21 protein-coding genes and 1 tRNA gene are annotated in these 25,612 nt (G+C 39.7%); 8 read left to right on the top strand and 14 right to left on the bottom strand.

From position 1 onward, the window contains the following. Window positions 1-3 precede the first annotated feature (3 nt). Window positions 4-1,722 (bottom strand): potassium-transporting ATPase subunit KdpA, encoded by a 1,719-nt coding sequence (gene kdpA, locus HDF25_RS02640; RefSeq protein ID WP_184622452.1) that lies wholly within the window; start codon window positions 1,720-1,722, stop codon window positions 4-6. A gap of 9 nt (window positions 1,723-1,731) precedes the next feature. After that, on the bottom strand, window positions 1,732-1,809 hold the full coding sequence (locus HDF25_RS02635) for a potassium-transporting ATPase subunit F (protein WP_082035969.1): 78 nt from the start codon (window positions 1,807-1,809) through the stop codon (window positions 1,732-1,734). A 370-nt stretch (window positions 1,810-2,179) separates the two neighbouring features. Between HDF25_RS02635 and HDF25_RS02630 the strand changes: the two genes are divergently transcribed. Both HDF25_RS02630 and HDF25_RS02625 read left to right on the top strand, forming a co-directional pair. Beyond that, the gene (locus HDF25_RS02630; protein WP_184622450.1) at window positions 2,180-3,010 is read left to right on the top strand and encodes a DUF4349 domain-containing protein; all 831 of its coding nucleotides are present in this window, start codon (window positions 2,180-2,182) and stop codon (window positions 3,008-3,010) included. 249 nt (window positions 3,011-3,259) lie between these two features. Then, window positions 3,260-3,333: transfer RNA gene (locus HDF25_RS02625), tRNA-Pro, on the top strand. A gap of 129 nt (window positions 3,334-3,462) precedes the next feature. On the opposite strand, the gene HDF25_RS25790 is transcribed toward HDF25_RS02625, so the two are convergent. The 3 genes from HDF25_RS25790 to HDF25_RS02610 form a co-directional block, all read right to left on the bottom strand. After that, window positions 3,463-4,311 (bottom strand): transposase, encoded by an 849-nt coding sequence (locus HDF25_RS25790; protein ID WP_260409300.1) that lies wholly within the window; start codon window positions 4,309-4,311, stop codon window positions 3,463-3,465. A 115-nt stretch (window positions 4,312-4,426) separates the two neighbouring features. After that, entirely contained in the window at window positions 4,427-4,792 is a 366-nt protein-coding gene (locus tag HDF25_RS25785) for a transposase (RefSeq protein WP_184622448.1), read from the bottom strand. 167 nt (window positions 4,793-4,959) lie between these two features. After that, entirely contained in the window at window positions 4,960-6,096 is a 1,137-nt protein-coding gene (locus tag HDF25_RS02610; protein WP_184622446.1) for a hypothetical protein, read from the bottom strand. 104 nt (window positions 6,097-6,200) lie between these two features. Here HDF25_RS02610 and HDF25_RS02605 point away from each other — a divergent pair, with 104 nt between their 5' ends. Further along, window positions 6,201-6,407 (top strand): DUF6434 domain-containing protein, encoded by a 207-nt coding sequence (locus tag HDF25_RS02605; protein ID WP_184622444.1) that lies wholly within the window; start codon window positions 6,201-6,203, stop codon window positions 6,405-6,407. Between the two features lie 182 nt (window positions 6,408-6,589). On the opposite strand, the gene HDF25_RS25965 is transcribed toward HDF25_RS02605, so the two are convergent. Continuing rightward, on the bottom strand, window positions 6,590-6,727 hold the full coding sequence (locus HDF25_RS25965; protein WP_411267903.1) for a dihydrofolate reductase family protein: 138 nt from the start codon (window positions 6,725-6,727) through the stop codon (window positions 6,590-6,592). A 376-nt stretch (window positions 6,728-7,103) separates the two neighbouring features. Here HDF25_RS25965 and HDF25_RS02595 point away from each other — a divergent pair, with 376 nt between their 5' ends. The 3 genes from HDF25_RS02595 to HDF25_RS02585 all read left to right on the top strand — a co-directional run bounded on the left by HDF25_RS02595 (window position 7,104) and on the right by HDF25_RS02585 (window position 10,256). Then, the gene (locus HDF25_RS02595) at window positions 7,104-7,790 is read left to right on the top strand and encodes a hypothetical protein (protein WP_184622440.1); all 687 of its coding nucleotides are present in this window, start codon (window positions 7,104-7,106) and stop codon (window positions 7,788-7,790) included. 293 nt (window positions 7,791-8,083) lie between these two features. After that, window positions 8,084-8,662: a dihydrofolate reductase family protein gene (locus HDF25_RS02590; RefSeq protein WP_184622438.1), complete on the top strand. Its 579-nt coding sequence runs from the start codon at window positions 8,084-8,086 to the stop codon at window positions 8,660-8,662. Between the two features lie 316 nt (window positions 8,663-8,978). Further along, the gene (locus tag HDF25_RS02585) at window positions 8,979-10,256 is read left to right on the top strand and encodes an alpha/beta hydrolase-fold protein (RefSeq protein WP_184622436.1); all 1,278 of its coding nucleotides are present in this window, start codon (window positions 8,979-8,981) and stop codon (window positions 10,254-10,256) included. Window positions 10,257-10,281: 25 nt separating this feature from the next. Here the strand turns inward: HDF25_RS02585 and HDF25_RS02580 are convergent, their stop codons facing one another. Continuing rightward, complete coding sequence (locus tag HDF25_RS02580; RefSeq protein WP_184622434.1) at window positions 10,282-11,775, bottom strand: SusD/RagB family nutrient-binding outer membrane lipoprotein; 1,494 nt, start codon at window positions 11,773-11,775, stop codon at window positions 10,282-10,284. 44 nt (window positions 11,776-11,819) lie between these two features. Continuing rightward, on the bottom strand, window positions 11,820-14,972 hold the full coding sequence (locus HDF25_RS02575) for a SusC/RagA family TonB-linked outer membrane protein (RefSeq protein WP_221450835.1): 3,153 nt from the start codon (window positions 14,970-14,972) through the stop codon (window positions 11,820-11,822). 219 nt (window positions 14,973-15,191) lie between these two features. On the opposite strand from HDF25_RS02575, the gene HDF25_RS02570 reads away from it, so the two are divergent. Further along, window positions 15,192-15,782, top strand: coding sequence for a TetR family transcriptional regulator (locus HDF25_RS02570; RefSeq protein ID WP_184622432.1), 591 nt, complete (start codon window positions 15,192-15,194; stop codon window positions 15,780-15,782). Here the strand turns inward: HDF25_RS02570 and HDF25_RS02565 are convergent. The 5 genes from HDF25_RS02565 to HDF25_RS02545 form a co-directional block, all read right to left on the bottom strand. Further along, window positions 15,779-16,060, bottom strand: coding sequence for a CBU_0592 family membrane protein (locus tag HDF25_RS02565; protein ID WP_184622430.1), 282 nt, complete (start codon window positions 16,058-16,060; stop codon window positions 15,779-15,781). The two genes, HDF25_RS02570 and HDF25_RS02565, sit on opposite strands and share 4 nt — an antisense overlap. A gap of 94 nt (window positions 16,061-16,154) precedes the next feature. Next, entirely contained in the window at window positions 16,155-17,318 is a 1,164-nt protein-coding gene (locus HDF25_RS02560; protein WP_184622428.1) for an IPT/TIG domain-containing protein, read from the bottom strand. A 10-nt stretch (window positions 17,319-17,328) separates the two neighbouring features. Then, entirely contained in the window at window positions 17,329-18,927 is a 1,599-nt protein-coding gene (locus HDF25_RS02555; protein WP_184622426.1) for a RagB/SusD family nutrient uptake outer membrane protein, read from the bottom strand. A 14-nt stretch (window positions 18,928-18,941) separates the two neighbouring features. Continuing rightward, window positions 18,942-22,331: a TonB-dependent receptor gene (locus tag HDF25_RS02550; protein ID WP_184622414.1), complete on the bottom strand. Its 3,390-nt coding sequence runs from the start codon at window positions 22,329-22,331 to the stop codon at window positions 18,942-18,944. A 199-nt stretch (window positions 22,332-22,530) separates the two neighbouring features. After that, complete coding sequence (locus HDF25_RS02545) at window positions 22,531-23,691, bottom strand: FecR family protein (RefSeq protein WP_184622412.1); 1,161 nt, start codon at window positions 23,689-23,691, stop codon at window positions 22,531-22,533. A 254-nt stretch (window positions 23,692-23,945) separates the two neighbouring features. On the opposite strand from HDF25_RS02545, the gene HDF25_RS02540 reads away from it, so the two are divergent. After that, window positions 23,946-24,860: a glycoside hydrolase gene (locus HDF25_RS02540; protein WP_184622410.1), complete on the top strand. Its 915-nt coding sequence runs from the start codon at window positions 23,946-23,948 to the stop codon at window positions 24,858-24,860. Between the two features lie 85 nt (window positions 24,861-24,945). On the opposite strand, the gene HDF25_RS02535 is transcribed toward HDF25_RS02540, so the two are convergent. Continuing rightward, window positions 24,946-25,536: an RNA polymerase sigma factor gene (locus HDF25_RS02535; protein WP_184622408.1), complete on the bottom strand. Its 591-nt coding sequence runs from the start codon at window positions 25,534-25,536 to the stop codon at window positions 24,946-24,948. Between the last annotated feature and the right edge of the window lie 76 nt (window positions 25,537-25,612).

Here is a 25,612-nt window from a genome sequence, read left to right as displayed (position 1 = left end):
AATCTATTTAATCAGGGTAAAATATTCTGCCAACGGGCCTAAAGTCAGGGCAGGGAAATAAGAAAGGGCATTTAATACGATAATCACAGCTAAAGTCATCAGACTGAAGGTTAGTGTATCAGTTTTTAAAGTACCAGCCGATTCAGGGATGTGCTTTTTAGCACCCAGTAATCCGGCGATAGCTATCGGACCAATAATCGGTATAAACCTGCCCAGGAATAATACAAATCCAGTACTTACGTTCCAGAAGATGTTATTATCTCCTAATCCTTCGAAACCTGAACCATTATTTGCGTTAGAAGAAGTCATCTGATACAACATTTCAGAGAACCCATGAAAACCAGGGTTATTTAACCACGTTTTAGGTTGTACAGCCCAGGCTGCATTTCCGTGAGTGGTAAAGACGTAACTTGCTAATGCAGTACCTGCAAGAATTAAGAAAGGACTTAATAAAGTAACTAAAGCTGCAATTTTAATCTCTCTTGCTTCTACTTTATGTCCCAGGAACTCAGGTGTACGTCCCACCATCAGACCCGAAATAAATACCGCAATAATCAGATAGATGAAATAGTTGAGCATCCCTACCCCGCAACCTCCATAAAAGGCGTTAATCATCATTCCTAATAACTGCCACAGACCGGTCAGCGGCATCGCACTATCATGCATACTATTTACAGAACCTGTAGATATAATCGTTGTCACCGTACTCCAGTAACCGGTAATTGCAGGTCCGAATCTCATCTCTTTCCCTTCCATTGCACCCGATAACTGTGTAACGCCCATTTTAGCAATGGCTGGATTTCCGCCGAGCTCGCTGCTTATGGTTGGGATCAGTAATAATAACATACCTATGGTCATTACCCCAAAAATCATCCAGGATAATTTTCTGCGTCTGATAAAAATACCAAAGGCAATAACCATCGCAATCGGGATAATTACCTGAGCGATCAATTCTACTGAATTGGTAAAATAAGAAGGGTTTTCTAAAGGATGTGCTGAGTTTGCACCAAACCAGCCACCACCATTTGTACCTAAGTGTTTAATGGCAACAAATCCAGCCGCAGGGCCTCGGGATACATTTACAGAATCTCCCTGAAGTGATATAAAGTGATCTTTTGCTTCATAATTTGACGGAGTACCTGAAAAAGCCAGAATAACAGCCATAATTAAGGAAAGCGGAAGTAATAAACGGGTGATTGCTTTTACAAAAAACTCCCAGAAGTTTCCCAGATTCGTTGCTGTTTTATCTCTGAAGGCCTTAAAAAAGACTACAGCAGCAGCAATACCGGTAGCAGCACTCACAAACTGAAGAAACATCATGACAACATGTTGCGTCAGATAAGTAGCACCACTCTCTCCTGAGTATTGTTGGAGGTTACAGTTAACCACAAAACTGATGATCGTATTAAAAGCAAGATCTGGCGACATCGCCGGGTTGTGATCAGGATTAAGAGGCAGCTTATCCTGATACATTAATACAAAGAATCCATAAACTAACCAAACCAGGTTGATTGTCATCAGCGCTTTCATGTGCTGTTTCCAATTCATCTGTTCTTTTGGATTGATCCCGGAAAGTTTATAGATACCAGATTCAATAGGTTTTAAAAAGTCAGTCCAGACTTTTTCGCCGGCAAATACCTTTGCAAGATATTTACCTAAAGGAATAGCTATAACCAGGGTAAGGAGGTAGGTAGCGACGATTCCAAATAATTCAGTGTTCATAGCGTTCAATTAAAATTTTTCGGGTTTAATCAGCACGTAAATCATATAGATAAATACTGCGATTGCGATAATAAATAGTGCGATCATAATTTTAGATTTTTTCGAACCAGTCGATTGATTTGTAACAGATCCAGGTGAGGACCAGCAGGGCGATTAATAGTAGTACAGTCATCATTGTATTTATTTTTTATGCCATTAACCAATAGGTATACCAAAGAAAGTAATGAAGTCACAAGCAGCTATTTTTCAATCAATTAGGCGTAAAACGCAATTTCATTAAAAAATTAATTCAGAAAAACCCTTTCAAAATGGAAGGGTTTTTTATCGATATGGAAGGATAAGGGCTAACCAATACGCCTGGAAACCATTATACGCGGGGATATAGAGTTAAACCTGATCTTATGGGTTACTTAATAGTAAAATCCAGTATTAAGAGAAACCTATAATCTTAAATATAATGAAAAATCATCTGATTTGTATTATACTTCTGCTCACAGTTTTTGGCTGCAGCAGTGATAAAAAAGAAAGGGCTGGTACAGGACCTGATCAGGTTGCCGATTCTACCCTAAACGGGAAAATCATTAAAACTGCAGACATGAGGTTCCGGGTAAAGAATGTACAGACCACCAAAGAAAAATTAGCTGATCTCATTAAAACTGAAGGTGGAACAATTGCAGAGTTTAATATCCACAGCCAGATCCGGGAAAATGAAAAAGTAAAATATACGACCGATTCTCTGCTTGAGTTAATATCCTACAGGGTTGAAGGATTGGTCGTAGCCCGGGTTCCAGCAGAAAAACTGGATAATTTCACCAATCAGGTGGTTAAAATGGCTGTCTTTATTGATGATCAGTCTTTAAAGCTAGATAATCAGAGTCTCACCTACCTCTCGAATCAGTTAAAACGCCAAAATAAACAGGAAGCTATAACTCAGCTGCGCAAAACTGACGAAAAGAAAACGCGGGGGGCAGAAAAATCTCTGGAAATCCGCGATGCTGATGTAGATCATCAAATCAATAACCTGGAGATCGATCAGAAAGTAAAGTTTAGCACAGTTACCTTAAACTTTTACCAGGATAATACTGTAAAGAAAATAATCGTAGGTAATGATAATCTTTCTGATTACCGCCCCGACTTTTTCAGAAGATTATGGTTAAGTCTTCAGAATGGCTGGAGCATATTCAAAGAATTCATTCTCATTCTGGCCGATTTATGGATGCTGATCCTGATTGTAATTGTCGGATATCTGCTCTTCAGACGTTATCGGAGCAAAAGATTACGGGTATAAATCTAACATATCCTCCCCCTGTGGCTCGTATACACACCTGCCTTGAAATTTTTTCTCCCTGAAAAGCAACATATTAAGAGTTTTTTACGTTTTAAATGCTCTTCAGCGATAAAAATGTCAACTCTTTGCTTACCTTTGTTGCACACCAAATCAGAAAAATCATTTATGATTAATCAAAATTTGGTCTCTGCAAAAGAGCAATCAAATGCAGACCCTTCGCAAGAGGGACCTTAAAGGTGATACCTTTTTCGGGGTGTAGCGTAGCCCGGTATCGCGCCTGCTTTGGGAGCAGGAGGTCGTAGGTTCGAATCCTGCCACCCCGACAACATAGATGTCAAACTCTATCAAAAAACCTCTAAATATTACATTTAGAGGTTTTTTCGTTTTTATCAAAGCAGGGCATATTACGGATCAATGCCAAAAGTTGTGGAGCGCTGAGATTTTTTTTGATTTTACGCATAGAGTTGAGTAAGCCTGAAAAGGAAGAATTCGATATTTTTGACTCCTCTGAATTGCGACCTGAATGCCTTAATTTTCGCATTGAAGGACTCTGCTGATGCATTCGTAGATCTGCGGTCAAAGTAGTTCAATATCGTTTGATAATGACTTTGTATAGACCTGGAAATGGTATTGAAAGCTTTAAAACCCGTTTGTCTAACTTTCTCATGCCATTTGGCGAGGTTAGCTAGTCCAAAGACCTTATCTTTTGTATGATCAAATAGCTGACTCAGCCCCATACTGAGTCCGTATGCTGTTTTAAGGTCAGGAAACCTTTCGAATAAGAGTGTTGCACGATCCTTCTGACTAGCTGTCCAGTCTGAAGCTCTTTTATACAATACATACCTGCTACGCGCCAATAACTGTTTGATGGTATCTCCATTGTGGAATACTTCTGACTGAAATGGATTACCAGATCTTTTCGACTCTTCAATGGCTTCATTTTCTGCGTCCATGGCTTCCCATCGATATTTAATCCGCATTTCCTGAAGTGCTTCTGTAGCCAGTTTCTGTACATGAAAGCGATCAGTCACCCGGGTTGCCTGAGGAAAACAACGCTTACAAATCAGTTCCATATTACCTGCCATATCCAGGGTAATCTCAGCTACTTTTTTTCTTGCTTTTTCAGGGATTCTTTGCAGTACTGAAATCACTGTTTCGGCTTTGGTACCTGCTACAACAGCAACAATAGCACCTTTCTTTCCCTTAGCAGCTTTATTAGTGACGATCGTATAAAGTTCGCCATGAGACAAACTGGTTTCATCGATAGAGAGCTGTTCACCCAGGTTTTCAGGATATAACAACCACTGCTTTGCATGCGCCTTTTGGTCCCAGCTCTTGAAATCACTGAGGTAATCACGGTATTGACGGAGTAGGTTTTTAGCTTTTACACCGTAAAAAGCACTGATAGAATCTACACTATTCGGCGCTGTATCGATTGATTTCTTTTAAAAAAGCCGCGAAATCCCCTGTCATTCGCGTTCCTTTTTCTACTAAAGTCCAATCCCGGTAAATCACCTTACCACTTTCCACATTGATCCAGCGACGCCGTTTGATGTGATAAAAAACTTTATGGCCTCGAATAGGGAAATCCTGAACCACAATCTCAGGAAAAAAACCTTTAGAATGCACCTTAATCGAATCCCATTCCTTTGGCAAGCTATTGAGCTCCTCTAACTGGATGTGAAAAGTATCAGGTTCTTCGATCGCATTAGTAAATTCAAAATTCTCTAAGATAAATTCTGGCAGAAATAGGCTTAATAAAGACTTCGTAGCGGATGGCATAAATAGTTAGGATGATAAGTAGACAAAACTATAATTTTAATGCCTACTCCACAACTTTTGGCATTGATCCGTTTTTTCATCGTTTTAACATAAAGTTATTGAAAGGATCTATATGAATCACACAAATAAGCCGGCTGCACTATAAAACAACCGGCTCTTGAGTAGATTTAATGGTCTTGTAAACCTCTTTTTGGGGTTTTAGTTATGTTTGGAATGAAAACCAAATAGTCGTAACCTTTTATAATTCTTTCCAGCTCCAAATCCTCTACTTTAAGCTTCTTTTTAGAAATTTCTTGTTTCAAGGGTCTTAAATCATAGCTATACCAATTCTCATCTTTTACGACTGTTAAGAAAGATTTATATTGATTTAAATCAGCCAATTTTTCATCTTCTTCCTTTCCGATGACCATAATATGTAACGACTTCCGGTAATTTGCTTCTTCAATATTGGAAACCAGGTTGCCAATATCGAATACTTCCATTAAACTCTCTCCTTTAGGCATGTGATTAGCACCAAATTTGAAAAGATTCTTCTTGTCTTTCCATTCAGGGAGTTTTTCAAGAACCAGGTGTTTCATGTATTGAATTCTTAAACGATGAATTCGATTTAAATATAGTTCCTTGCTTAATTTTAGTGCTTCAAGCTGCTCTTTCTCGTTGGCTGATAAATCGAGAGCGCTTAATGCATTCATTTTTGCCAGACAATCGTCAGAGAATAAATAGAACGTGGTGTTCTTTTTTGTATCATAAGCAGCCGAATTAGCAATCATCTGCTTATAAATTTCTTTTGCTTTAGCATTTTTGGATTGTTTACTCAATTCCGAAAGCAGTAACCGTTCTGAAAACAAACTAATTTGCTCAGTTCCATATATTTTGATATTCTGCTGAGTTATATTTTTGAATAAATCAAACTCAGCTTCACCTTGTAAAAAGGATAAAGCTGAACCTGATTCATTACGGAATTTATCCAGGTCAGTCGGAGATAAGGATTTGATTTTTGCTGATATTGTGTTGATTGTATATGGATCAATTTCCAGAAAATAATTGTCGAACTTAGTATTATTGACAATCGCGTTTGTGAAGTAAGGGACTTCACTGCTGAAATGCACCTCGCCCAATAACACAGAATTGTTTTTACTGATTTCATCCTGTAGGGTAGTCCATCCTTTGCCTTCGAAAGCGTTGTTATTGTTTTTTTTAAAGGTGGAGTAGTTTTTTTGAATTAAACTATCCATTAATGTGGTTTGTGCGTAACTGAAATTGGCAATAAACAGAGTTAGAATTAGTAGTTTGGTTTTCTTCATATCTTTTTTTTAGAAAGATACAATAAATTGAATTTATCATCCTGATGATTAAATAGCTATTTTGTAAATTTCAATTTCCTGTTTCATTTTTCTTACCTTCCTATATGGATAAGTTTAATTGGCATTCTGAGCTATTAAAAGGCAATACCATCATTACTGCAAATTATAAAAATACGCAAAACGTTAGGCGTTTTTTTCAATCTCATTTTGGCACCAATTTTAAAATGAATCGAGAATTTATGGCTTGGCTGAAGACTAATGTTGGCAAGACATTGGGAGATGCCATAAGGGAGTTTGAAAATAAAAAATAGTAATATTAAATGTTTTCAGCAGATGAACACGTACCAACGGATATGATTCCTTAATCTTTGATCATCCAGGACAAGATTGTGAATATAATCTGGCAGTTGATCCCGCTGCCATTGACCATATCGGTATTTCTCACTTATTGTTTCAAATACCGAAGCGCAGCACACCCCGACTTAAAAACCGTTTACTCAACAAATTTTAATTGTAATTTCTCTTGCAGGTTGATCCCTTCAAACAACCGTCTCCCTTCTCCTACTACTATCGGGTGAACCACAAAACGATATTCATCAATCAGATCAAGTTCTGCAAGTTGTAAAGGAATATTTATGGTCTGGCAAGGTTAGCCGAATTCTTCCTCTATCGTCTAACACAAATGTATGCCACATTCAACCTACAAAAAAACAACGAATAACTAAATTAAATCTGGCTTAACTGGATCAATATTTACCTCAAATTAGATACACTAATTCTAATGAGATACACAATTGAATACATTATAGATTGCCTGAATACAAGTGAATATATATGGGTAGAAATGAATAGAAAGAACAACAAATAAAATTTAACATCACACTATATTTAGTTAACAATTTCACACTATAAATCAAATTGATTGTCTGAATGCACTTATTACAGCATTATTATAACAAAACTTACAACTAATTCATCACACTGATAGTTAACATTATAAAGGTAATATGGAAAAATTATCAACTTATTTACAAGAATTAAAGCATAATTTCGAACAACACCCTTTCTTTAATTACATTAAAACATCCGATGGCCCAATTAATCAAAGGTTGAGATTCTTGCCTGAAATGGCTCATTTTGTAATGAGTTTTAGCGATCTCAATAAGTATGTATTACCATTTGTAAATCCCAGTACTGATTTGGAAATAGCAGTAAATATGCACGCTCTAGAGGATGCTAATCATTCAATGTGGTATATTTCGGATCTTGATACAATGGGATTCAATGAAAATGTCAGTACAACCAAGAACATTAGTTATTTGTGGTCCGATGAATTAGCACCAAGCAGAATATTAACATATGAACTTGTCGGAATCATTAAAAATAAACCGGCTGAAGCGAGACTTGCCATAATTGAAGCAATTGAAGCCACTGGTAACGCATTTTTCTCAATACTTACTACTGTTACAGGAACTGCAGCAAGTCCCGTTGCAGCAAAACTTAAATATCTCGGCGCATTGCATCTCAGTCATGAGACAGGGCATACTATTGGATCAAATGATAATCTTCTGGACAGTATCAACTTTACGGACAGTGAATATCTTGCTGTAAGACATGATATCGATAAAACATTTGCTGCTTTTTATAAGTTTATCGATCAGCTATACACCCATCTAATTGACCAGAAATTGTAGATGCAACTCTGATATTTAAACAGGAAATAAGTATTTGTAAATAAGATGTTTAAGTAACAACCATATCTTATTACGACCCCCGACATAAAAAAACCTTTGAATCAATGATTCAAAGGTTTTTTTATGTCTTCTCCATCCTCCGCAAACATAAGTTTTGACTATATAGGTCTCCAGCAGCCAAAATCATACCCACATATGGTCGCAAAAACGCCCACATATTGTCACGATTGCCCCTTGTACATGCACCTTGTCAATTTTAACTTTATGCAAACATTCAACTAATAGGAAACAAAATGAGAAAAATCAGAATCTTCGAGCATATTTCGCTGGACGGCGTGATTCAGCACGAAAACGACGACGACTTCGCGTATGGCGGATGGACAACACCTTATCGGACTCCTGCCGGGTTAGAGGCCGTCGTCGAGGCATACGGCACAAGCTTTGATCTGCTTCTCGGCCGCCGCACCTATGATGCCTGGGCCGACTTCTGGCCAAAAGCTGGGAATAGTCCAATAGCTAACGGTTTGAATGCTGCTACAAAACACGTCGCCACCCACAGACCTGACAGTCTCAAATGGGGCCCGGCCAAGGATCTGGGCGCAGACATTATAGAGAATATTCGCTACGTCAAGTCAACGGATGGCCCTGATCTGATCGTCTGTGGAAGTTCAACGCTTACCTCCGTGTTGCTAGGCCAGGGACTGGTCGACGAGGTTGTTCTGATAGTCTACCCGGTCTTGCTGGGCCAGGGCAAACGCTTCTTTTCGGACAGTGTTGAACCACGCGAGCTCGCGTTCGTCAGTTCGAAGGCCACATCCACAGGCGTACTCATGAACACTTACCGGCATGTTGGACCACTGCAAAAAACCTAATCTTCCACCAACCCGGACGGCCTGTCAAATCTATTAATTATAGAAAGCGAAATTAACATGCTATAACAGCACATTTACAATTGGCGGCAGATATCTTCCGGTTTATAGTACAACATGCCGCCAATTTTACTAAAATGAAGAGTGTAATCAATCCCTTAACTCTTTAAAATCAATCTTCGATTTCCATGTGGTACCTTTCCTAAGAAACAGGTCAATAGTACTTGCCCCATCCCCTGTCGATATGCTAAGAGGAATAAAATATTTGTAACACAATCAAAAAATACGTGTCTATTAAAAATAATCTAAAAAACGCCTCATGAAGCACTATTTATTCATCTTGAACCGAACCAACACTATGAAATCTGTTTCCCTTTCGATTCTTTTATTATTATCTTCTTTTTGCATCCACGCGCAAGAAAACAGCCCATTTACTACCGGCTTCGAGGAAACGATTCCTTCAAAGATCCTGGGACAGGAACGTAAAATCTGGATACATATTCCTAACAGCAACGGAGGAAATAAAATAAAAGACAGAGGACATTATCCTGTAGTTTATTTATTGGATGGAAGTGAAAATTTCAACACCGTTGTCAGTATTACAGAACATATGACTGAATCAAGCCTTTGTCCACCAATAATTGTAGTTGGAATCCTGCCTAAAGACAGAGTGAGTGAATTGACAACTGGTGCTGATAAAGAATTACCCGGAGTTGTTGGTAATGGCGAAAAATTCATGTCTTTTGTCGAGAAAGAACTTATTCCCTATATAGATACAACTTATCCGACCACAACTTATAAAACATTTATTGGTCATTCCCTTGGGGGCTTAACCGTCATTAACACTTTCCTGCATCAACCCAATTTATTTAATTCTTATGTTTCTCTCGATGGATCTTTGTGGTGGGATAATCAAAAAACTGTAAAAGAAGCAAAAACGATTTTACCAACTCAAAATTATAAAGGAAAAGCCCTGTTTATGGCCATGGCCAATCGTCTGGAAAGAGGAATAGATACGCTCAGTGTTCAAAAAGATACAAGCGGGACTACGGCCCTTATCCGCAGCAATCTGGAATTCATCAAAGACCTTTCTAAAAACAAAAAAGACCAGCTACGTTTCAAATACAAGTTTTATGAAGATGACAACCACCCTTCCGTAAGATTGGCCGGAGAATATGATGCACTCCGGTTTATCTTTGATTTTTACAAGCTTAAAATTTATGACAGCGAATTAAAAAACCCTGATTTTAAACTGGATTCATTACTGGTTACACATTACAAGAACGTCTCTGAAAAAATGGGCTATAATATTAAGCCGGATGAAAGCCAGATTAATAATCTTGGATACCAGATGATGGGTACTAAACAATTCAAAAAGGCAGAAACTTTATTCAAACTCAACATTACCAACTATCCCAACAGTGGCAATTGTTATGATTCATTGGGTGACTACTATTTGAACACCGGCGATAAAACTAAAGCTATCGCGAGCTTCAAAAAAGCTTTAACATTGAAAGCAATTCCGGAAACCAAAGAGAAATTGCAGAAGTTATTAAATGAAGGAAAAAATAATTTATTAAATAGCTCAACTTTTTAGTTGAGCTATTTAATCTTTAACAGATTTATTGCAATAACCACATCACCCCGTTGATATCATCTCCACCAGGATATTGTCGTTTGATGGCATTATCTACATTTACGCCATTATTGTTCAACTCAGCCGTCGGATACATCCATCTGGTTGGTATTTTACCACCATTGAGCATACCGCTACCAGCGGTTTCAAAAGTAGGAAAACCAGTACGTCTTTGTTCATAAAATGACTGCCAGCCCGTATTCATAAAAGTATTGATATACCGCTGCATCATTATTTGTTGTACTTGTGTTCCGGCTTGCAGCGCAACAGAAGGTTGGTTCAAATAGGTTTCAATATCAGCCAAAGTATAAGCAGCATCTCCTTTATACCTGGAAAAGAGCATTGCATTCCTAATCCCGCTGGTATAAAATTTATTAATGTCTCCAGTTATCCAGCCCCGCGCAGCAGCCTCTGCCAGAATAAACTGCAATTCCGGGTATCCAATGGCAACACTTGGCTCATTGACTGCATCATACGCATATCTGTGATTAATGGCCGAAGCATTTCCGGCGGTCATCTTCTGCACATTATCAGCAATCGGAGCACTACCAGTCAGACCGGCATAAGCGTTAAAGTCTTGAGGTGAAAGTCCTGCGGCAACCGCATTAGGCGTTGGCGTACCATAAACAAAAAGACGCGGATCTTTCAGGCCTTTTAACATTTTAACAAAAGAATCATCCAGATAATAATCCGTCTTTAAGCTATTACTGTTGTTGTACGGATAACGGTTTCCTACCAGATCATAATACGTCAGTTTTGCATTATCATCATTAGAGGCAAGCAATGGGTATTTAGCCGGATTAGAAACGATATCATTAAATCGTTGTTTGATATTGAGTTTGGTATTCGCTTCTTTTTTTGAAAGGCTCATCAATACTCTCAGAGAAAAGGTATTGATTGCTTTTTTCCATTGCGTGACATCTCCATTGTAAATAATATCATTATTAATTATGCCTCCCGAAGCAGACAGCGAATCGCTTGCTAATTTTAAATCGTTTAAAACCTGCAGATATATATCTTCCTGTGTATCGTAAACAGGTCTGATAGCAGCATCAGAAAAATTGTTGTTCAGTGCCTGCATCGCCTGTGAATAAGGAACATCTCCAAAGTTAAGGGTGATGCCAACTATATAATACGACCTGAAAAATTTTCCCAGATATTTATAATTTGGTTTGGCTGTACGGGCAGCTTCCTGTTCCATTTTAACCACCTGCGAGATATTTCCGTACGAGAAACCTGCTCTTTGCCAGCCATAATACTGTGTTGTACTGGCACTTTGCGTATAAACCAATTGGCGCGTAGCTAAACCGGCATCGGTAGAAATAGTAGCAAAAGCTGTTTGCTCAATATTCGCCAACTCCAGAGAAGGATCGGCCTGAGTTGGTGTATTCGGGTTGATTTGGTAGTGATCGAATTTTTTGCAGGACGATAAAGCAATTCCCACTAAGAAAACAATACTAAATAGATATTTCTTTTTCATGATATAAAATGATTGATGACTATGAAATGCCATTGATGAGTACATTAAAATTTAAGATTGAAGTTGAAACCAATACTTCGCATAGAAGGTGTTTGCAGATTGTCACTCTCTGCATCCGGGTCTACATTAGGTATTTTGGCCAGCATGAACAAGTTGTTTCCGATAAGGGAAACAGAAGCCCCCTGAAATACCTTTTGCTTTTTTATCCATTTCTGAGGAAGAGTATAGGTCAGTGCTACTTCACGCATCTTCAAATAAGTACCACTGTAATAGAAATAATTATTCTCTGCGCTGCTGCCTGTCCCTGTATTATAAGCAATGTAATTTACCGGAGTTGTATTAGGTGCGTACTGTCTGGTATCACTGATGATATTACCATGATTGTCGTACGTTGCTGCGCCAGAAGTAACAATTACCCCCTTACCTACATAAGTACTTTTTCCAGCATTGGCATCATCACGATACTGATTTACGGTACCTAAAGCAGTTCCACCCCACCACATTTTATAATTAGTAGTAGAGTAAATAGAACCTCCGATGCGTCCGTCAACAGAAATGCTGAGTGAAATATTTTTATACTTAAATGTATTTTGCCAGCCGTAGATCCAATTCGCATCAGCATACCCAATGCTGCGTTGGTAAGGATCATTCAAAGGCATTCCATTGCTACCATAGATGGTCTGTCCATCGGGTGTTCTCTGGTATAATGAAGTGAAAATCTTGTCTGCTCTCTCTCCAACTTTCAGGTTACCAATATAGCCATCCGGACTAAGTGTTGCTTCTTTAAGCCAGCGGTGGCTGTTACTAAAATTAAAACTGCTTTCCCATTCGAAAGAAGATGTTTTTACCGGGGTTCCGCTAATCATAAATTCCCAGCCTTTTCTTTGGTATACATTCGCATTCTGAAGCAACGTCGTATAACCACTGGTCTCTGAAAGCGGAACCAGCTGGAAATTATTATATTCCTTATTCTGGAAATAAGTGACATCAACATTTAAGCGGTTTTTAAATAGGCCTACCACCATACCTGACTCCCAGGACATAACCGTATTCGGGATAAGATTTGGCATTTTGTAACTATCCGGCCAGCTTAACGAGGCATTTCCGTTCCATTTATTACCTATGTTATAAGTCTGAATCTGTGCATAGAAGTTGTTAGGGTCAGTGGTGATTGCACCGCTGTTTACTTTTGCTACCGAAGTGCGCACTTTTAAAAACGAGATGGTTTCCGGTAATTTTAGCGCATCAGACAATACAGCTGAAAGACTTCCTGATGGATAAAAATAGGCATTATTCTTTACAGGCAAAGTAGAGGTCTGATCTCTTCTGCCTGTGAACGACAGATAAAGGAAACGGTAGGCTTCCAGATCTGCCATAGTATACAAACTGTTTATTTGTCGTTCCTGAAGGCTATTAGAACCTTTCAACGGATTAGTGGAATTAGCTATATTATAGAATCCAGGAATATTAAGTCCATCTGTACTGGTGGTCATTCCTTTGGTATTGTTATAAGAATTTGCCGCTCCCCCGATTACAGATAGATTAAAATCATCGTTAAACTTGTGTTTGTAGGTCAAAATCAAATCCGTGGCGATATCGAAATGACTGCTCTTTGTATAGGAATAATCTCCCTTTGAAAGGGTTCCATAACCAATATAACTGTAAGGATATCTTGAATCCACATCTGTTCCATACTGGTTAAAGCCTGATCGTAGTTTAGCAGAAAAATCAGGGGCAATCTGATAGTTTAAGGAAAAATTCCCAAAAGTATTGTCTTTCCTATAACCATTTAGCTGTTCGTTCGCAATAAAATAGGGGTTGTTATACCAGGAGAGATTATAATTTCTTTGCTGTATGCCCTCTTTTCCTTTCACCCAGTAATTCTGAAGATCACGTATATCCACATCCGGGCCAATCCATAGTAAGAGGTTGTATAGGATATTGGTAGGGCCATAACCTGTTGAGGGATAGTTATTAGAGTATTCTCTGTTATAAGTAAGCCGTCCGTCCATGGTTAACTTAGGTGACAGGGCATAATTTCCAGCCACCGAAAAAGAGGAATTGTTTACACCTGTATTGGGCACTGTACCTTTTTGATAATTATTTGCCGCGGATATTCTGAATGAGCCATTCTCACCGCTTGTAGATACTGAAACAGAATTGGTGGAAAGCATTCCTGTTCGAAAGAAATTTTTAATATTGTCTTTTCCTCTTGAAATCCACGGTAAGGGAATCAATTTACCGGTTACCGGATCTGTTGGACTATTATATTGAGTGGTTTCATAATAACCACTTGGGGTACTTGGATCTTTTTGGTCCAGCTTAGGCCCCCAAATCCATCCACCGCCTTCTGTACCACCGCCAGATCCATCTACATAAGCATACTTCCCATTATTTCCGGCGCCATATTGGGTCTGTACTTTTGGTACTACGGTATATCCGGTTTGGAACATAGTCGAAGAATTAATCTCCACACTTGTCTTTCCTTTTTTACCTCTTTTAGTGGTATACATAATTGCACCATTGATCCCGATAGAACCATACAGTGCACCTGCTGCCGTACCCTTTAATACCGTAATGCTTTCGATATCATCCGCATTAATTTTATACGGATCAGCCGTAGGGTCCGGAATCCCATCTATCACAATTAATGGTGTCTGCCCCCTTAATGAAATGGTAGGGCTTTGAAACAGGTCGGTTGTATTGGAAATATTCAAACCTGCTACCTTTCCAGCTAATGCACCTATAGCCGTAGGGCTTTTGACCTTTTCCAGAGTTTCACCTTTCACCTCCTGTATAGCATAACCGATAGATTTCTTTTCCTTTTTGATACCTAATGCGGTTACCACAACTTCTTTCAGGTTACCATTATCAGCATTTAAAATTACGTTTAGCTGTGTTTGGCCGCGAAGACTTATTTCCTGAGGCGTATACCCAATATAAGTGAATACGAGCACCGCTTTCGGATCTACATTAGCCAGCGTATAAACACCATTTGCATTAGTTGCCGCTTTTAGGGACGTGCCTTTGACCAGGATATTAACAGCCGGTATTGGTGTTTTGGTCTCGCCATCCAAAACCTGGCCCTTTACTGTGATGTTCTGCGCAAAACTATTCGTTGCGGTAAACAAAAAAAACAGCAGTAACAAATAAAATTTAATGCTGTTAAAGATCATAAAAAGTACATTTTTTCTCATACTATCCAAGGTTAATATTTAATAATTTTCATTTATAAACGACTATATAACAAGCAGCTAATATCCTCGTCATATGTTATTTCAATATCAATATAACATTAATAAATTGACTAAACAGTTGTTTAATCTATTCTAGAGAAAGAAGTCATTTAAAGAAATGTATATAGTGCTTTTTATAACTGTTTTTTTTAGTAGTTTGCCCATTGAAATTAAATTTACATGGGCAGAAAAAGCATTAAAGACGTAAGACAATTAGAAATCATTAAAGCATTTTATAAGCTTGCGAAGAAAGAAGGTTATGAAAACAGTTCGATTGCGAAAATTGCCAATGAAATGGGTGTTAATCCTACCCTGATTATCCATTATTTTAAAACAAAAGAAAATCTCACCTATGCATTGATAGATTATATCCTGGACAGGTATCTGTTAATATATAGTATTAAAGAAAAGGGGATGCTTTCGGATCTTCATAAAACCATAGAAGCACTTTTTTCAAAGAAATGGAATTTGCTCTTTGACGATGGATTATTTTATGCGTTTTATGCGTTGGCTTTTAGAGATAAGAAGATCAAAGCCAAATATAAAATTATCCTGGATTCACTTCGTAATACCCTTGCACTGATTATTGAACGTTGTAATCAGCAGGGTTTAATCAAGGTCGCTGATCCAAAAGTTGCCGCAGATCTGATTTTTGTACTGGTTGATGGCTCTTATTTCTACCTTTCACTGGAAGATGATAAAGCGGCCTTTTCAGAAAAAGTCGATTTTTACAAAAATAAGGCCTATGAGATCCTGGGCATAGAACCTTAGTCCTTTTTAACCGACTTTTGAGTTTTTAAATGTCGTGTTAATGCATATAGCGCTATAAACATCCACAATAGATTGGCAGCAGCGTTTGGAATATCCCGGCTCTCAACGGCCACTGCAACCAAAAAAAGTCCTCCAAAAACATTCATCAACTGAAAAGTGACAGACTTTGCCTTAATCACATTTGTACTCAGGAGTAAATAACCCAATGTACATAAGGCCACGCCTAACCAGCCAATACTCGTTAATATTATATGCGACATCATAGTTTGTTTGGCCATAAAGTTGCTTATTTAAGTTGATAAGTAAGCTGCCAGAACACGCTTGTATGATTTTAAGCCAAATGATCGTATTCGTATTCCGGCAGCTTAGCAGTTAAATAAACCCTATATCATCGATATAAATCGTTTCGGGAGATGAAATGCCACTAAGTTCCTGTATCCGCAATTGCTCCAGAACAACCGGTCGTGTACCAAAACTGGTTAACGGGATAGTAAAATCTGTCCACTCACCCTTTTTTAAGGTAACGACCACGCCATCATTATCTCCGGTCGCCTGCTTTCCGTCTTTATCAGCTCCCATAACCATGATGCGAACAACATGCCCATCCGAACCTGCTCCGCCATAAATAGACAGCTTAATAGCTGATTTGTCCGCGAGGCTGATGGTTCCGCCTCCGTTGCCAATCTGGAAACCTGCAAAACCTCCTGAATAAGTGACGGCAATAGAATGAGATCCTCTTTTTACCGGAGTCGTATTGCTGAAATCCGGCTTATCACCGCCATTCCAACCACCTACCCACCAGCCATTAGCCAGCGCATCATCATAAACCAGGTACTTAAAGCCGAATGCCGTAGGGGATTTTACAGTTCCACCCGGTGTAGTCACATAAATATAGGCCTGTACCACCCCCGCAGGCACACTTACCTTCAACTGAGTATCAGTCGCCCCTACAATTTTAGCCTCAACGTTATCAAATCTGATGCTGCTCACACCATTAAAATTAGTACCAGTTAGTGTGATCACATCCCCCGGACTGCCTGCGAGAGGAGTAATAGATGTAATTGTTGCTGGTGGCTGCTGTATGGCAAAATTAAAATCTGTCTGACCATATCTGGTAACGATAGTTATTTTATTAGTCTGTCCGGCTCCCCATGGAGCATTTGCCGGTATAGCAATAATGATACTCTTATCGGTTAAGAGCGCTGGATTAAAATAAGCCGACATACCGTTAAAAAACACCTGCGAAGTGGTAGCCAAATTGTTTCCAACTATGGCATATAACCCATTTAGTCTACCTGAGGTCACTGTAGAATCAAAGGCGACCTGTTTGATCTGATCAGCCACCTTATTTGAATCCAGGTTAACACGGGTAACCACACTCTTCAAAAGAGAGTCTTTGGAAACGGTTCTCACGCGGGAGATAATGGGTGCCCCCGAATGACCATTATTGTCTTTTTTGCAGGAAACAAAAATAGTTGTTAAGCAAATAAGCAAAAAAAAAGCCACCTTATATGGTGAATAAGCATTTTCTTTCATAATCTTTTAATTATTTAAATACATAAGGAACCGGTGCCTGATTGAGCTTCGGATTCTGAGCCAATTCGGCTGCCGGATATGGAAAAACGAAATTCGCATTAGTTGGTATAAACTTCTGAGAGTAGACTAAAGGTGGTTTATCAGCACTATAAATGCCGCGTTCCTGGTTGCTAATGAGTGCAATGGCTTTAGGATGCTGGTTAGCTATAATACCATTCCATCCATCCATTCTGTACAAGTCAAACCAATAATCGCCTTCTATCGCAAATTCAACCCGGCGTTCATGCAATATATTTGCCTGGGTAATGGCAGGTAAAGCATTAAGCCCGGCGCGTAACCGTACCTTGTTAAAAGGTATTAAGGCAGCCGGATCAGATGTGCTGGTGGTACCAGCCAGTACTGCTTCAGCTTCAATAAGCAACACGTCTGCATACCGCATTAAATAGGTATTATTCCCAGCAGAGAACTGTGCTCCCAGCCCCCCGTTGTCTGCAGGTGTTCCAACTACATATTTCTTGATGGCAGCCCGGGTATCCTGTGCATTTACATCTGCCGGAACTGTGAAGCCTCCGTTAGCCTGTGTAAGTTCGGGATATTTGGCACCGGCTAACATAATCGTGCCATAAATGCGTTGATCACCTGGTTCGTAAGTTTGCTGTAAATCAACCGAAGGACCAATTGCAGCATAACCATCACCTGTACCAGTAATGGTAGAATTATAGGCAAAAGAAGCCTGTAAAGAGTTACCATGCCCGTAAGAGCTGCCACCTAACCATTGGATGGCGATTACCGATTCTTCATTATTATTATTAGCCGTCTTAAAAAGATCATTATAGCTTTTCCCGGCTACATCAACACCGTAAAGTTTAAATTCGCCGCTGTTGATGACTTTTTCGGCGCAGATACGTGCATTGGTATAATCGCCCATATAAAGATATACTTTGGCTAGTAAAGCGGTTGCTGAACCACTGGAAACATGACCTTGGGCCTGTGATGAGCCATTTCTGACCATTGGGGTACAATTACTTTCTGCAAACTTTAAATCATTCACAATGAATTTGTACACGTCACTCACGGGATTCGTATTGATTTGGTAATTATCCACATAGTTCAGGCTGTTTTCAATAATCGGTAAGTTACCCCAAACCCTTACCAGATAAAAATAAGCAAGCCCGCGCATTAGGTGTGCTTCGCCAAGTGCATTATTTACTATTGCAACCGGCACCGATGCAGGAACATTATTTTTCAGATTATTAATCAGCGCATTAGATTGTGCTACAACAGTAAATAGTGAATTCCATCCGTTGCTTAATACAATATTATCGCCGGTTACCGCAAATTTGCCGAAGTTGACAACGTCGCTTGAATAGGTTCGGGCGTTACCTCCGTATAACTCAGTGATGGCCCAGCTTGCCTGATTATTCCAGTTAAACCAAGGTGCATTGTAAAGCCCGTTGGTACTGGATCTAACCTGGTCGGCATTTTGATAAAAGTTGTCCAGTGTCAGTGCACTTTCGGGCGGACGGTTAAAAAATTCCTTTTTACAACCCTGGCCAATAAGGCAACTGATAAGGCCAAGAGATAGTATATATTTTCTATATATTTTCATATTTTCTTTCAAGTTTAAAACTCTGCATTAATTCCAAATGTGATGGTCCGTGGTATGGGATACCTGCCCAGATCAATGTTGGTTAAAAAAACATTTTGGTTTGCAGATCCGATCTCGGGGTCGTATCCTTTGTAAGGGGTAAAAGTGTATAAGTTTTGTACGCTGGCATAAACCCTTAACTTACTTAACTTTACACGGTTAATAAAACTAGCAGGGAGGTTGTATCCCAAACTTACATTCTGGATCCGAAGGTAAGAACCACTCTCCAAGTACCTGTCGGAAATAGCCAGGTTTGGATTATCTGTACCACCTTTGGGAGCCGGAATATTGGATGTTGAATTAACAGGTGTCCAAAAGGCAGCTTCAGAAGCGAGCTGATTCTGATATAGGCTGGATAATCCTCCGATGGTCCTGTTCAGCACGTTAAGGATTTTTGCGCCATATGATCCACTGAGAAAAACAGAGAGGTCGAATGCCTTGTAAGTAAAATTATTGGTGAACCCGTAGGTAAATTTAGGATTGGGACTTCCCAGGAAGGTCTGGTCATTCTCGTCAATTTTACCATTATGGTCAATATCCACATATTGTACATCCCCTAACCAGGTACCAGCCTGGGTAGGCGAAACAGGACGACCAAATTGTACCGGGGCATTCCTTAATTGTTCATCAGTTTTAAATGTCCCCGCAACCTTATAACCGTAAAATTCACCAATAGATCTTCCTACAACTGTGCGCGTTACCGGCAAATGCAGAAAACCATTCATCACTTCACCAATCAGCGGACCGCTGTTGTTAGCCAGTGATAATACTTTGTTATTATAATGAGAGAATATAAACGTTGAACTCCAACGGAATTTATTACTACGGATATTCTGCGACCGGATTGTAAATTCAAACCCTTTATTTTGCAAATTACCGCCATTAATAGTTGGTGGATTTATCCCCCCCAGGTAACTGGCATCTCCCACAAGATATGCAGGCAAAGGTTGCTGAAACAAAAAGTTTTTAGACGTTTTGTTATACCAGTCGAAAGTCACATCCAGCCGGCTGTCAAAGAAGCTGGCATCTATTCCGATATCCGTTTGAATGGAAGTTTGCCAGGTTAGTTTTGGATTAGGGATTTGATTGAAAAAGAAGCCCGTTCCCAATCCGGTCACTGTAGGACTTAAAGACGAACCGAATAAATAGCCGCCCACATCCTGGTTGCCTACCTGCCCGTAACCTACACGCAATTTGATGTTATCGGCAACAGACTTTGTCTTTGCCATAAAAGACTCATCTGATATGCGCCAGGAGGCAGCAAATGATGGAAAATAACCAACGTTTTTACCTGGTACAAAATTGGATGATTTATCCGCACGTATTGTAGCAGTCAGGCTATATTTGCCATCATAAGTATAAATTCCCCGTGCGTAGGCCGATTCCAGTACACCGCTTCCCTTATATTCATCGTTACGTGCGGTTGCGGCGTCACCTAAGTTGAGCGTCTGAACATCGTTGCTAAAAAACTTCTGGCGATAAGCAGATACGCCTCTATAGGTGTATTGCTGTACTTCGTGCCCCAGCAGTGCTGTGATTGCATGTTTTGAATTAAAAGTGTGGTTATAAGTAAGATATTCCTTCCAATCCCAGAAAGTGTTCTGCGTAGACAGTTCGCTTAATGACGCTGTAGTATTCACAAACCTGCCCCATGCGTAAGTAGGGTTAAATAACCGGTTATCGGTAAAATTAAAATCCCCGCCTAATTCCGAACGCAGGGAAAGATCCTTTGAGAAGCGGATATCTCCGTAGATATTACCGTTAATCTTGTTGCGTATAAGGTTATTGGTAATACTCAATGCCTGCGCTACCGGGTTTATTGCACCTCCAATCTGGCTTTCGGGTGGTCCTGCATAACTTCCGTCAGCATTGTAAACAGCAATATCAGGTGCACTGAGCAAGGCATTATAAATAATACCGTTATTATCATTCAATACAACATTTTCGTTGGTACGGCTTCCAGAAAGCGTCATCCCCACATTCAACCAATTTTTCACCTGGCTATTTACATTTGAACGAAAAGAGTATCTGTCGAAACCCGAGCCGATAACCATCCCGTCCTGTTTCAAATAGCCACCCGACAAATAATAATTTGAGCCATCCTTACCGCCTGATACTGAAATCTGGTGACTTTGCATCATCGCTGTACGAAAAATTGCCCGCTGCCAGTCAGTTCCGGTTCCTAATAAACTAGGATCAGCAAATTCGGGGCGCACCGCACCGTATAAATCACCTAAAGTATTTTGCAAATTAGCGTATTGCTTAAGATCCATCATCTTCAAATACTTTGCCGGCTGCTGATAACCCAGCCATCCGTCGTAAGTTACCTTCGCCGATGAATTTTTTCCGCGTTTTGTAGTGATAATGATAACGCCGTTGGAAGCCCGGCTGCCATAAATAGCTGCCGCCGAAGCGTCTTTCAACACATCGACAGATTCAATATCGTTCGGGTTGATCAGCGATAACGGACTTACCGCAGTTTGGTCATTATTGATCGATTGTAAAGGCGAGTTTTTACTGGTCCCAAAGTTGGTCGCATCGCCCGAAACAGGCACTCCATCTATCACATACAGAGGTTCGTTACTACCGCTTAATGAGGTGATGCCTCGGATATGAACCGATGTGGAACTTCCAGGTGCACCCGAGTTTTGGGTAATTGTAAGTCCGGCTGCTTTACCCTGCAACATCTGGTCGATACTAGTTTGCGGAACGTTGGCTATGTCTTTTGCACTGATAGATGATACAGCACCATTCAGATCGCCCCGCTTTTGTGTACCGTAGCCTATGACCACAATGTTATCAAGTGATTTTACAGATTCCAGGAGCACAATATTAACCACTGTTTGTTCGCCTACCTGTACTTCCTGACTCACAAAACCCGTGTAGCTAAATACTAAAATATCGCTGCTATTATTTGCATGGATAATAAAGTTCCCGAGATTATCAGTCACTGCCCCCACTGACAAACCCTTAATTTTCACCGTTACACCGATCAGTGGCAGGCCCTTATTATCGAGTACTTTACCCCGAACGGTAATAAGCTGGTTCTTTCCGGTTACCATTCCTTCGGGCTTATGCCGCAGGACTATTGTATTGTTGTTTTTAATCACATAACTAAGCGGTTGCCCTTTAAAACAGGCATCCAACACTTCTTTTAAAGAAGCATTTTTAAATGACAGGCTCACCAGATGGGTCCCATCCAGCATTTCATCAGTATAAACAAACTGGAAATTGCTTTGGTGCTGAATTTCCTGGATAGCTTTCAGGAAGGTGACATTGCCCTGGTCTATCGTTAGTTTTTGCGCATGCCCGGCAAAGGACAATTGGACGAAAAAACTGATCAGTAAAAATAAGGTGATTCTCATGACCCGCAAAAATTTATGGGTGAAAGCAGTTAGCCTACACTCTCTCAGAGCGTATAATTTCATATATTTGAAATGTTTGGTTTAAATGGATTTGTAATTGTGCCTCAATTATTTAGTTATAGGAACCAGACATCGTTCGGGGGCCTTCGACCGCCCCCGGACTTGTTTATGGCCTATAATAAGTGTTGATCGTAGATGTCTATGGCATAACAGTTACGCTCCTTTCTTCAACTTTAAAGTGTGCCAGCCCAGTCGACTCCAGAACATCCAATACATCTGACAATTTTTTAGACCGTTTTACAGTACCGACAAAACCCTCTTTGGTAATATTGCCCTCATATTTCACATCGACATTGTACCAGCGGGACAACTTTCGCATGATGCTCTGTATTTTTTCGTGTCCGAAATTGAAATTTCCGTTTTTCCATGCCAGTGCCTCAAGGGGATCCGCCTTCGAAATATGAATACCGTCTTTTACTTTAGCTTGTTCGCCGGGTTTTAGCAAGCCCGTTTCGGTACCTGCTGTAATTAGCACAGAACCCTCCAGCAGCGTAGTATTTGTACTGACTTCGTCGGCATACCCCATAACATTGAAATGCGTACCCAGCACTTGTATATCAGTATGATTCACCTCCACATGGAAAGGTTTATATTTATTTTTCGCAACTTCAAAATAAGCCTCCCCTTCAAGTATCACGCGACGGTTTTCGCCCTGGAACTGGACCGGGAAACGCAGGGATGATGAAGCATTGAGCCAAACCCTGGTACCATCCGGCAGCTCAATCTGATACTGTCCACCTTTAGGTGTAGTGAGCGTGTTATAAGCCAAATCGCCGTTGTTGTTTTTTGTATCACCCAGGTAAGCCAGCTGGCCTTTTCCTAAACGAATGATGGTGGTGTTTCCTTGTTTAAGTGTATTACCAGCGTTGTTATCATCTAATTTGAGGGTTTTGCCATTTGCTAGCGTTAACACTGCCCTGTTCGTACCCGGTTTAATAACTTTCTCAGCCGAAAGATTATCCTGAACACTAACGCGCTGTTTATTAATATTGTGAAGACCTAAACCCAAACAAAACAACAGTATCGCTGCTGCAATCCATTTGACAGTTTGGTATTTCCTGACCGGCAAACGATGAATTTTACCGGAATCCAGTACATTTCTAAAAATCTGTTCCTGATCTATTTTCGGAATCGGATCTGCCGGATTTATTTGTTTCCAGACCTCGGATAATGCCTTGCTCAGCTCCTGATCATCCCCCATTTTATTGATGAGCTCCATAAGTTCAAGCAATTCATCGTGCGTACAATTACTTTCCGCATATTGCTGCAATAGATACTCCAATCTTGATAGTTCGGGCATATTTAAAGGAAAATTAGGTTTATAAAAGGCTAAAATTTGGGTTCAGTAAGAGCTAAGACGAACAGTCAGAACCAAACGTACTGCCTTAATGATAATTTATTTTTACAGTTTCTTATCATCAGAAACAAAATCGACTATATCAAAGAAACATTTTCTCTGGCAGTACGTCATTCCTAAATTAACGTCTTGTGTTTATTAGTCGTCCCGCTGAAAGCGAGGTAACTAATGACAAAACCAAATTAAACCAAATAATTATGAAACAAGCAAGCAAACTTATCTGCCTTATGGCTATTTACCTCACTTCACCGATCATTCTGTCCTGTAAAAAGATAGAACAGAAACCCACAGCAGACATCCCTGTCGATCAAATTGCTGCCAGGACGGGGCCTAAATTGAGTAACCAGGTCAGCGCATGGTCGCGGATTTTCACTGATGATTTTACTAATAGTGGCAGTTTTAGCAACTGGACGAAAGCCAATCGGGCAGATTATAACTCGAGCCTTTGTGTTTATGATCCGAATGTACCGGTAATCGGCAATTATGATTCAAGGAGTGTATTAGTATTAACTGCGACACCTAATGGAGGAACCTATAAATCGGGTCTTGTGAAGTCAAATTTCTCTTTCAAGCCGGGTGTGAACGAAGAATATAGAACCAGTGCTTCTATAAAGCTAATAGCTTTGGATGGCACCACATGGAAAGATTTCGCACAAACATATGGGGCATGGCCGGCATTTTGGACCGTACAGGAAACTAACTGGCCGGTACAAGGCGAGATAGACATCATGGAAGGTTATTCGTTTGGCAACAGCGCAAAATACGCCAGTAATCTTTTTTACGGCTCATCGGCCAATAATAACCAACTGGGCAATACCTGCGAAAAACCATATGGCGTAAATTCCGGCTGGCATACATATGACGAGTACTGGAAAAACGAAAATGGAAATATAACGGTAACCATTCAGTTGGATGGCGTAACAGTGTCTTCTTATACTAATGCAATAAACGGCAATCTGAAATTACAAAACTTTGGTCCTCATAATATCATTTTCAACCTTAACGTGGGTTCAAATAATAATATCGGTATTTTTAATAACAGCCAGATCAACCTGTTCAGCAAAACCATGTTGTGGGTTGATTATGTAACCGTTGACAAAAGAACCTTATAAGCCTAAAACCTGATTACACAATCTTACATTCAATTGTTTTAAAGCAAAAGGTCAGGAATCAATCCGGGCCTTTCGCTTTTATAATTTAGTTCAGTAAGTTAATGACCAATAAAATTAAAAGATATTCATGTTCGGGGCGATCCTTAAAATATTGGCGCAGGTATTTTAAAGTTTCCGACAAGTGATTTTTGACAGTGCTCTTCGATAGATGCATTAACTCAGCAATCTCATCGTGGCTCATTCCATCAATTTTGCTCATCTGAAAAATTTTCTTTTTGGGATCGGAAAGGAAATATAAGGCCTGCTCGATGATTAGTTGCAGGTCGTTGGCATTTATCTTTTGATCGACATTATTATCGTACTGCTGATGGTGTGCTGCCAACACTTTGATCAGATCTACCTCTTTTGCCAGCTTGCGCAAATAGTCGATACTACGATTACGTGAAATAGAATAAATGTAACCCTTAATATTTTCTACATAGGTTAGTGCTTCCCTGTTTTGCCAGAGTTTCAGGAAAACGTCCTGCACAATTTCCACTGTAACCTCATCTGATTTACTTATTTTGAAAACATATGCCGTTACCTGGTGAAAGTAGCTATCATACAATTTCCTGAATGACTTTTCGTTACCTTTCGAAATTTCATTCAAAAGAAGTTTTTCCTGAGAAGTTAACATGAATAAAGCTGAATATATTTGGTTACTTAGTATTGATGCACAATAATACAAAATAAGTTGAGATATTATCTTTTCA

It is taken from the genome of Pedobacter cryoconitis (assembly GCF_014207135.1).
GTDB classification, from domain to species: domain Bacteria; phylum Bacteroidota; class Bacteroidia; order Sphingobacteriales; family Sphingobacteriaceae; genus Pedobacter; species Pedobacter cryoconitis_D.
The sequence above is the reverse complement of the archived record's forward strand: the minus strand, read 5'-3'. Positions and strand labels throughout refer to the sequence as shown.

Coding starts and splice junctions, on each gene's coding strand:
- kdpA (WP_184622452.1), bottom strand. CDS start 1,722: ATGAACACTGAATTATTTGGAATCGTCGCTACCTACCTCCTTACCCTG.
- HDF25_RS02635 (WP_082035969.1), bottom strand. CDS start 1,809: ATGATCGCACTATTTATTATCGCAATCGCAGTATTTATCTATATGATT.
- HDF25_RS02630 (WP_184622450.1), top strand. CDS start 2,180: ATGAAAAATCATCTGATTTGTATTATACTTCTGCTCACAGTTTTTGGC.
- HDF25_RS25785 (WP_184622448.1), bottom strand. CDS start 4,792: ATGCCATCCGCTACGAAGTCTTTATTAAGCCTATTTCTGCCAGAATTT.
- HDF25_RS02610 (WP_184622446.1), bottom strand. CDS start 6,096: ATGAAGAAAACCAAACTACTAATTCTAACTCTGTTTATTGCCAATTTC.
- HDF25_RS02605 (WP_184622444.1), top strand. CDS start 6,201: ATGGATAAGTTTAATTGGCATTCTGAGCTATTAAAAGGCAATACCATC.
- HDF25_RS02595 (WP_184622440.1), top strand. CDS start 7,104: ATGGAAAAATTATCAACTTATTTACAAGAATTAAAGCATAATTTCGAA.
- HDF25_RS02590 (WP_184622438.1), top strand. CDS start 8,084: ATGAGAAAAATCAGAATCTTCGAGCATATTTCGCTGGACGGCGTGATT.
- HDF25_RS02585 (WP_184622436.1), top strand. CDS start 8,979: ATGAAGCACTATTTATTCATCTTGAACCGAACCAACACTATGAAATCT.
- HDF25_RS02580 (WP_184622434.1), bottom strand. CDS start 11,775: ATGAAAAAGAAATATCTATTTAGTATTGTTTTCTTAGTGGGAATTGCT.
- HDF25_RS02575 (WP_221450835.1), bottom strand. CDS start 14,972: ATGAGAAAAAATGTACTTTTTATGATCTTTAACAGCATTAAATTTTAT.
- HDF25_RS02570 (WP_184622432.1), top strand. CDS start 15,192: ATGGGCAGAAAAAGCATTAAAGACGTAAGACAATTAGAAATCATTAAA.
- HDF25_RS02565 (WP_184622430.1), bottom strand. CDS start 16,060: ATGGCCAAACAAACTATGATGTCGCATATAATATTAACGAGTATTGGC.
- HDF25_RS02560 (WP_184622428.1), bottom strand. CDS start 17,318: ATGAAAGAAAATGCTTATTCACCATATAAGGTGGCTTTTTTTTTGCTT.
- HDF25_RS02555 (WP_184622426.1), bottom strand. CDS start 18,927: ATGAAAATATATAGAAAATATATACTATCTCTTGGCCTTATCAGTTGC.
- HDF25_RS02550 (WP_184622414.1), bottom strand. CDS start 22,331: ATGAGAATCACCTTATTTTTACTGATCAGTTTTTTCGTCCAATTGTCC.
- HDF25_RS02545 (WP_184622412.1), bottom strand. CDS start 23,691: ATGCCCGAACTATCAAGATTGGAGTATCTATTGCAGCAATATGCGGAA.
- HDF25_RS02540 (WP_184622410.1), top strand. CDS start 23,946: ATGAAACAAGCAAGCAAACTTATCTGCCTTATGGCTATTTACCTCACT.
- HDF25_RS02535 (WP_184622408.1), bottom strand. CDS start 25,536: ATGTTAACTTCTCAGGAAAAACTTCTTTTGAATGAAATTTCGAAAGGT.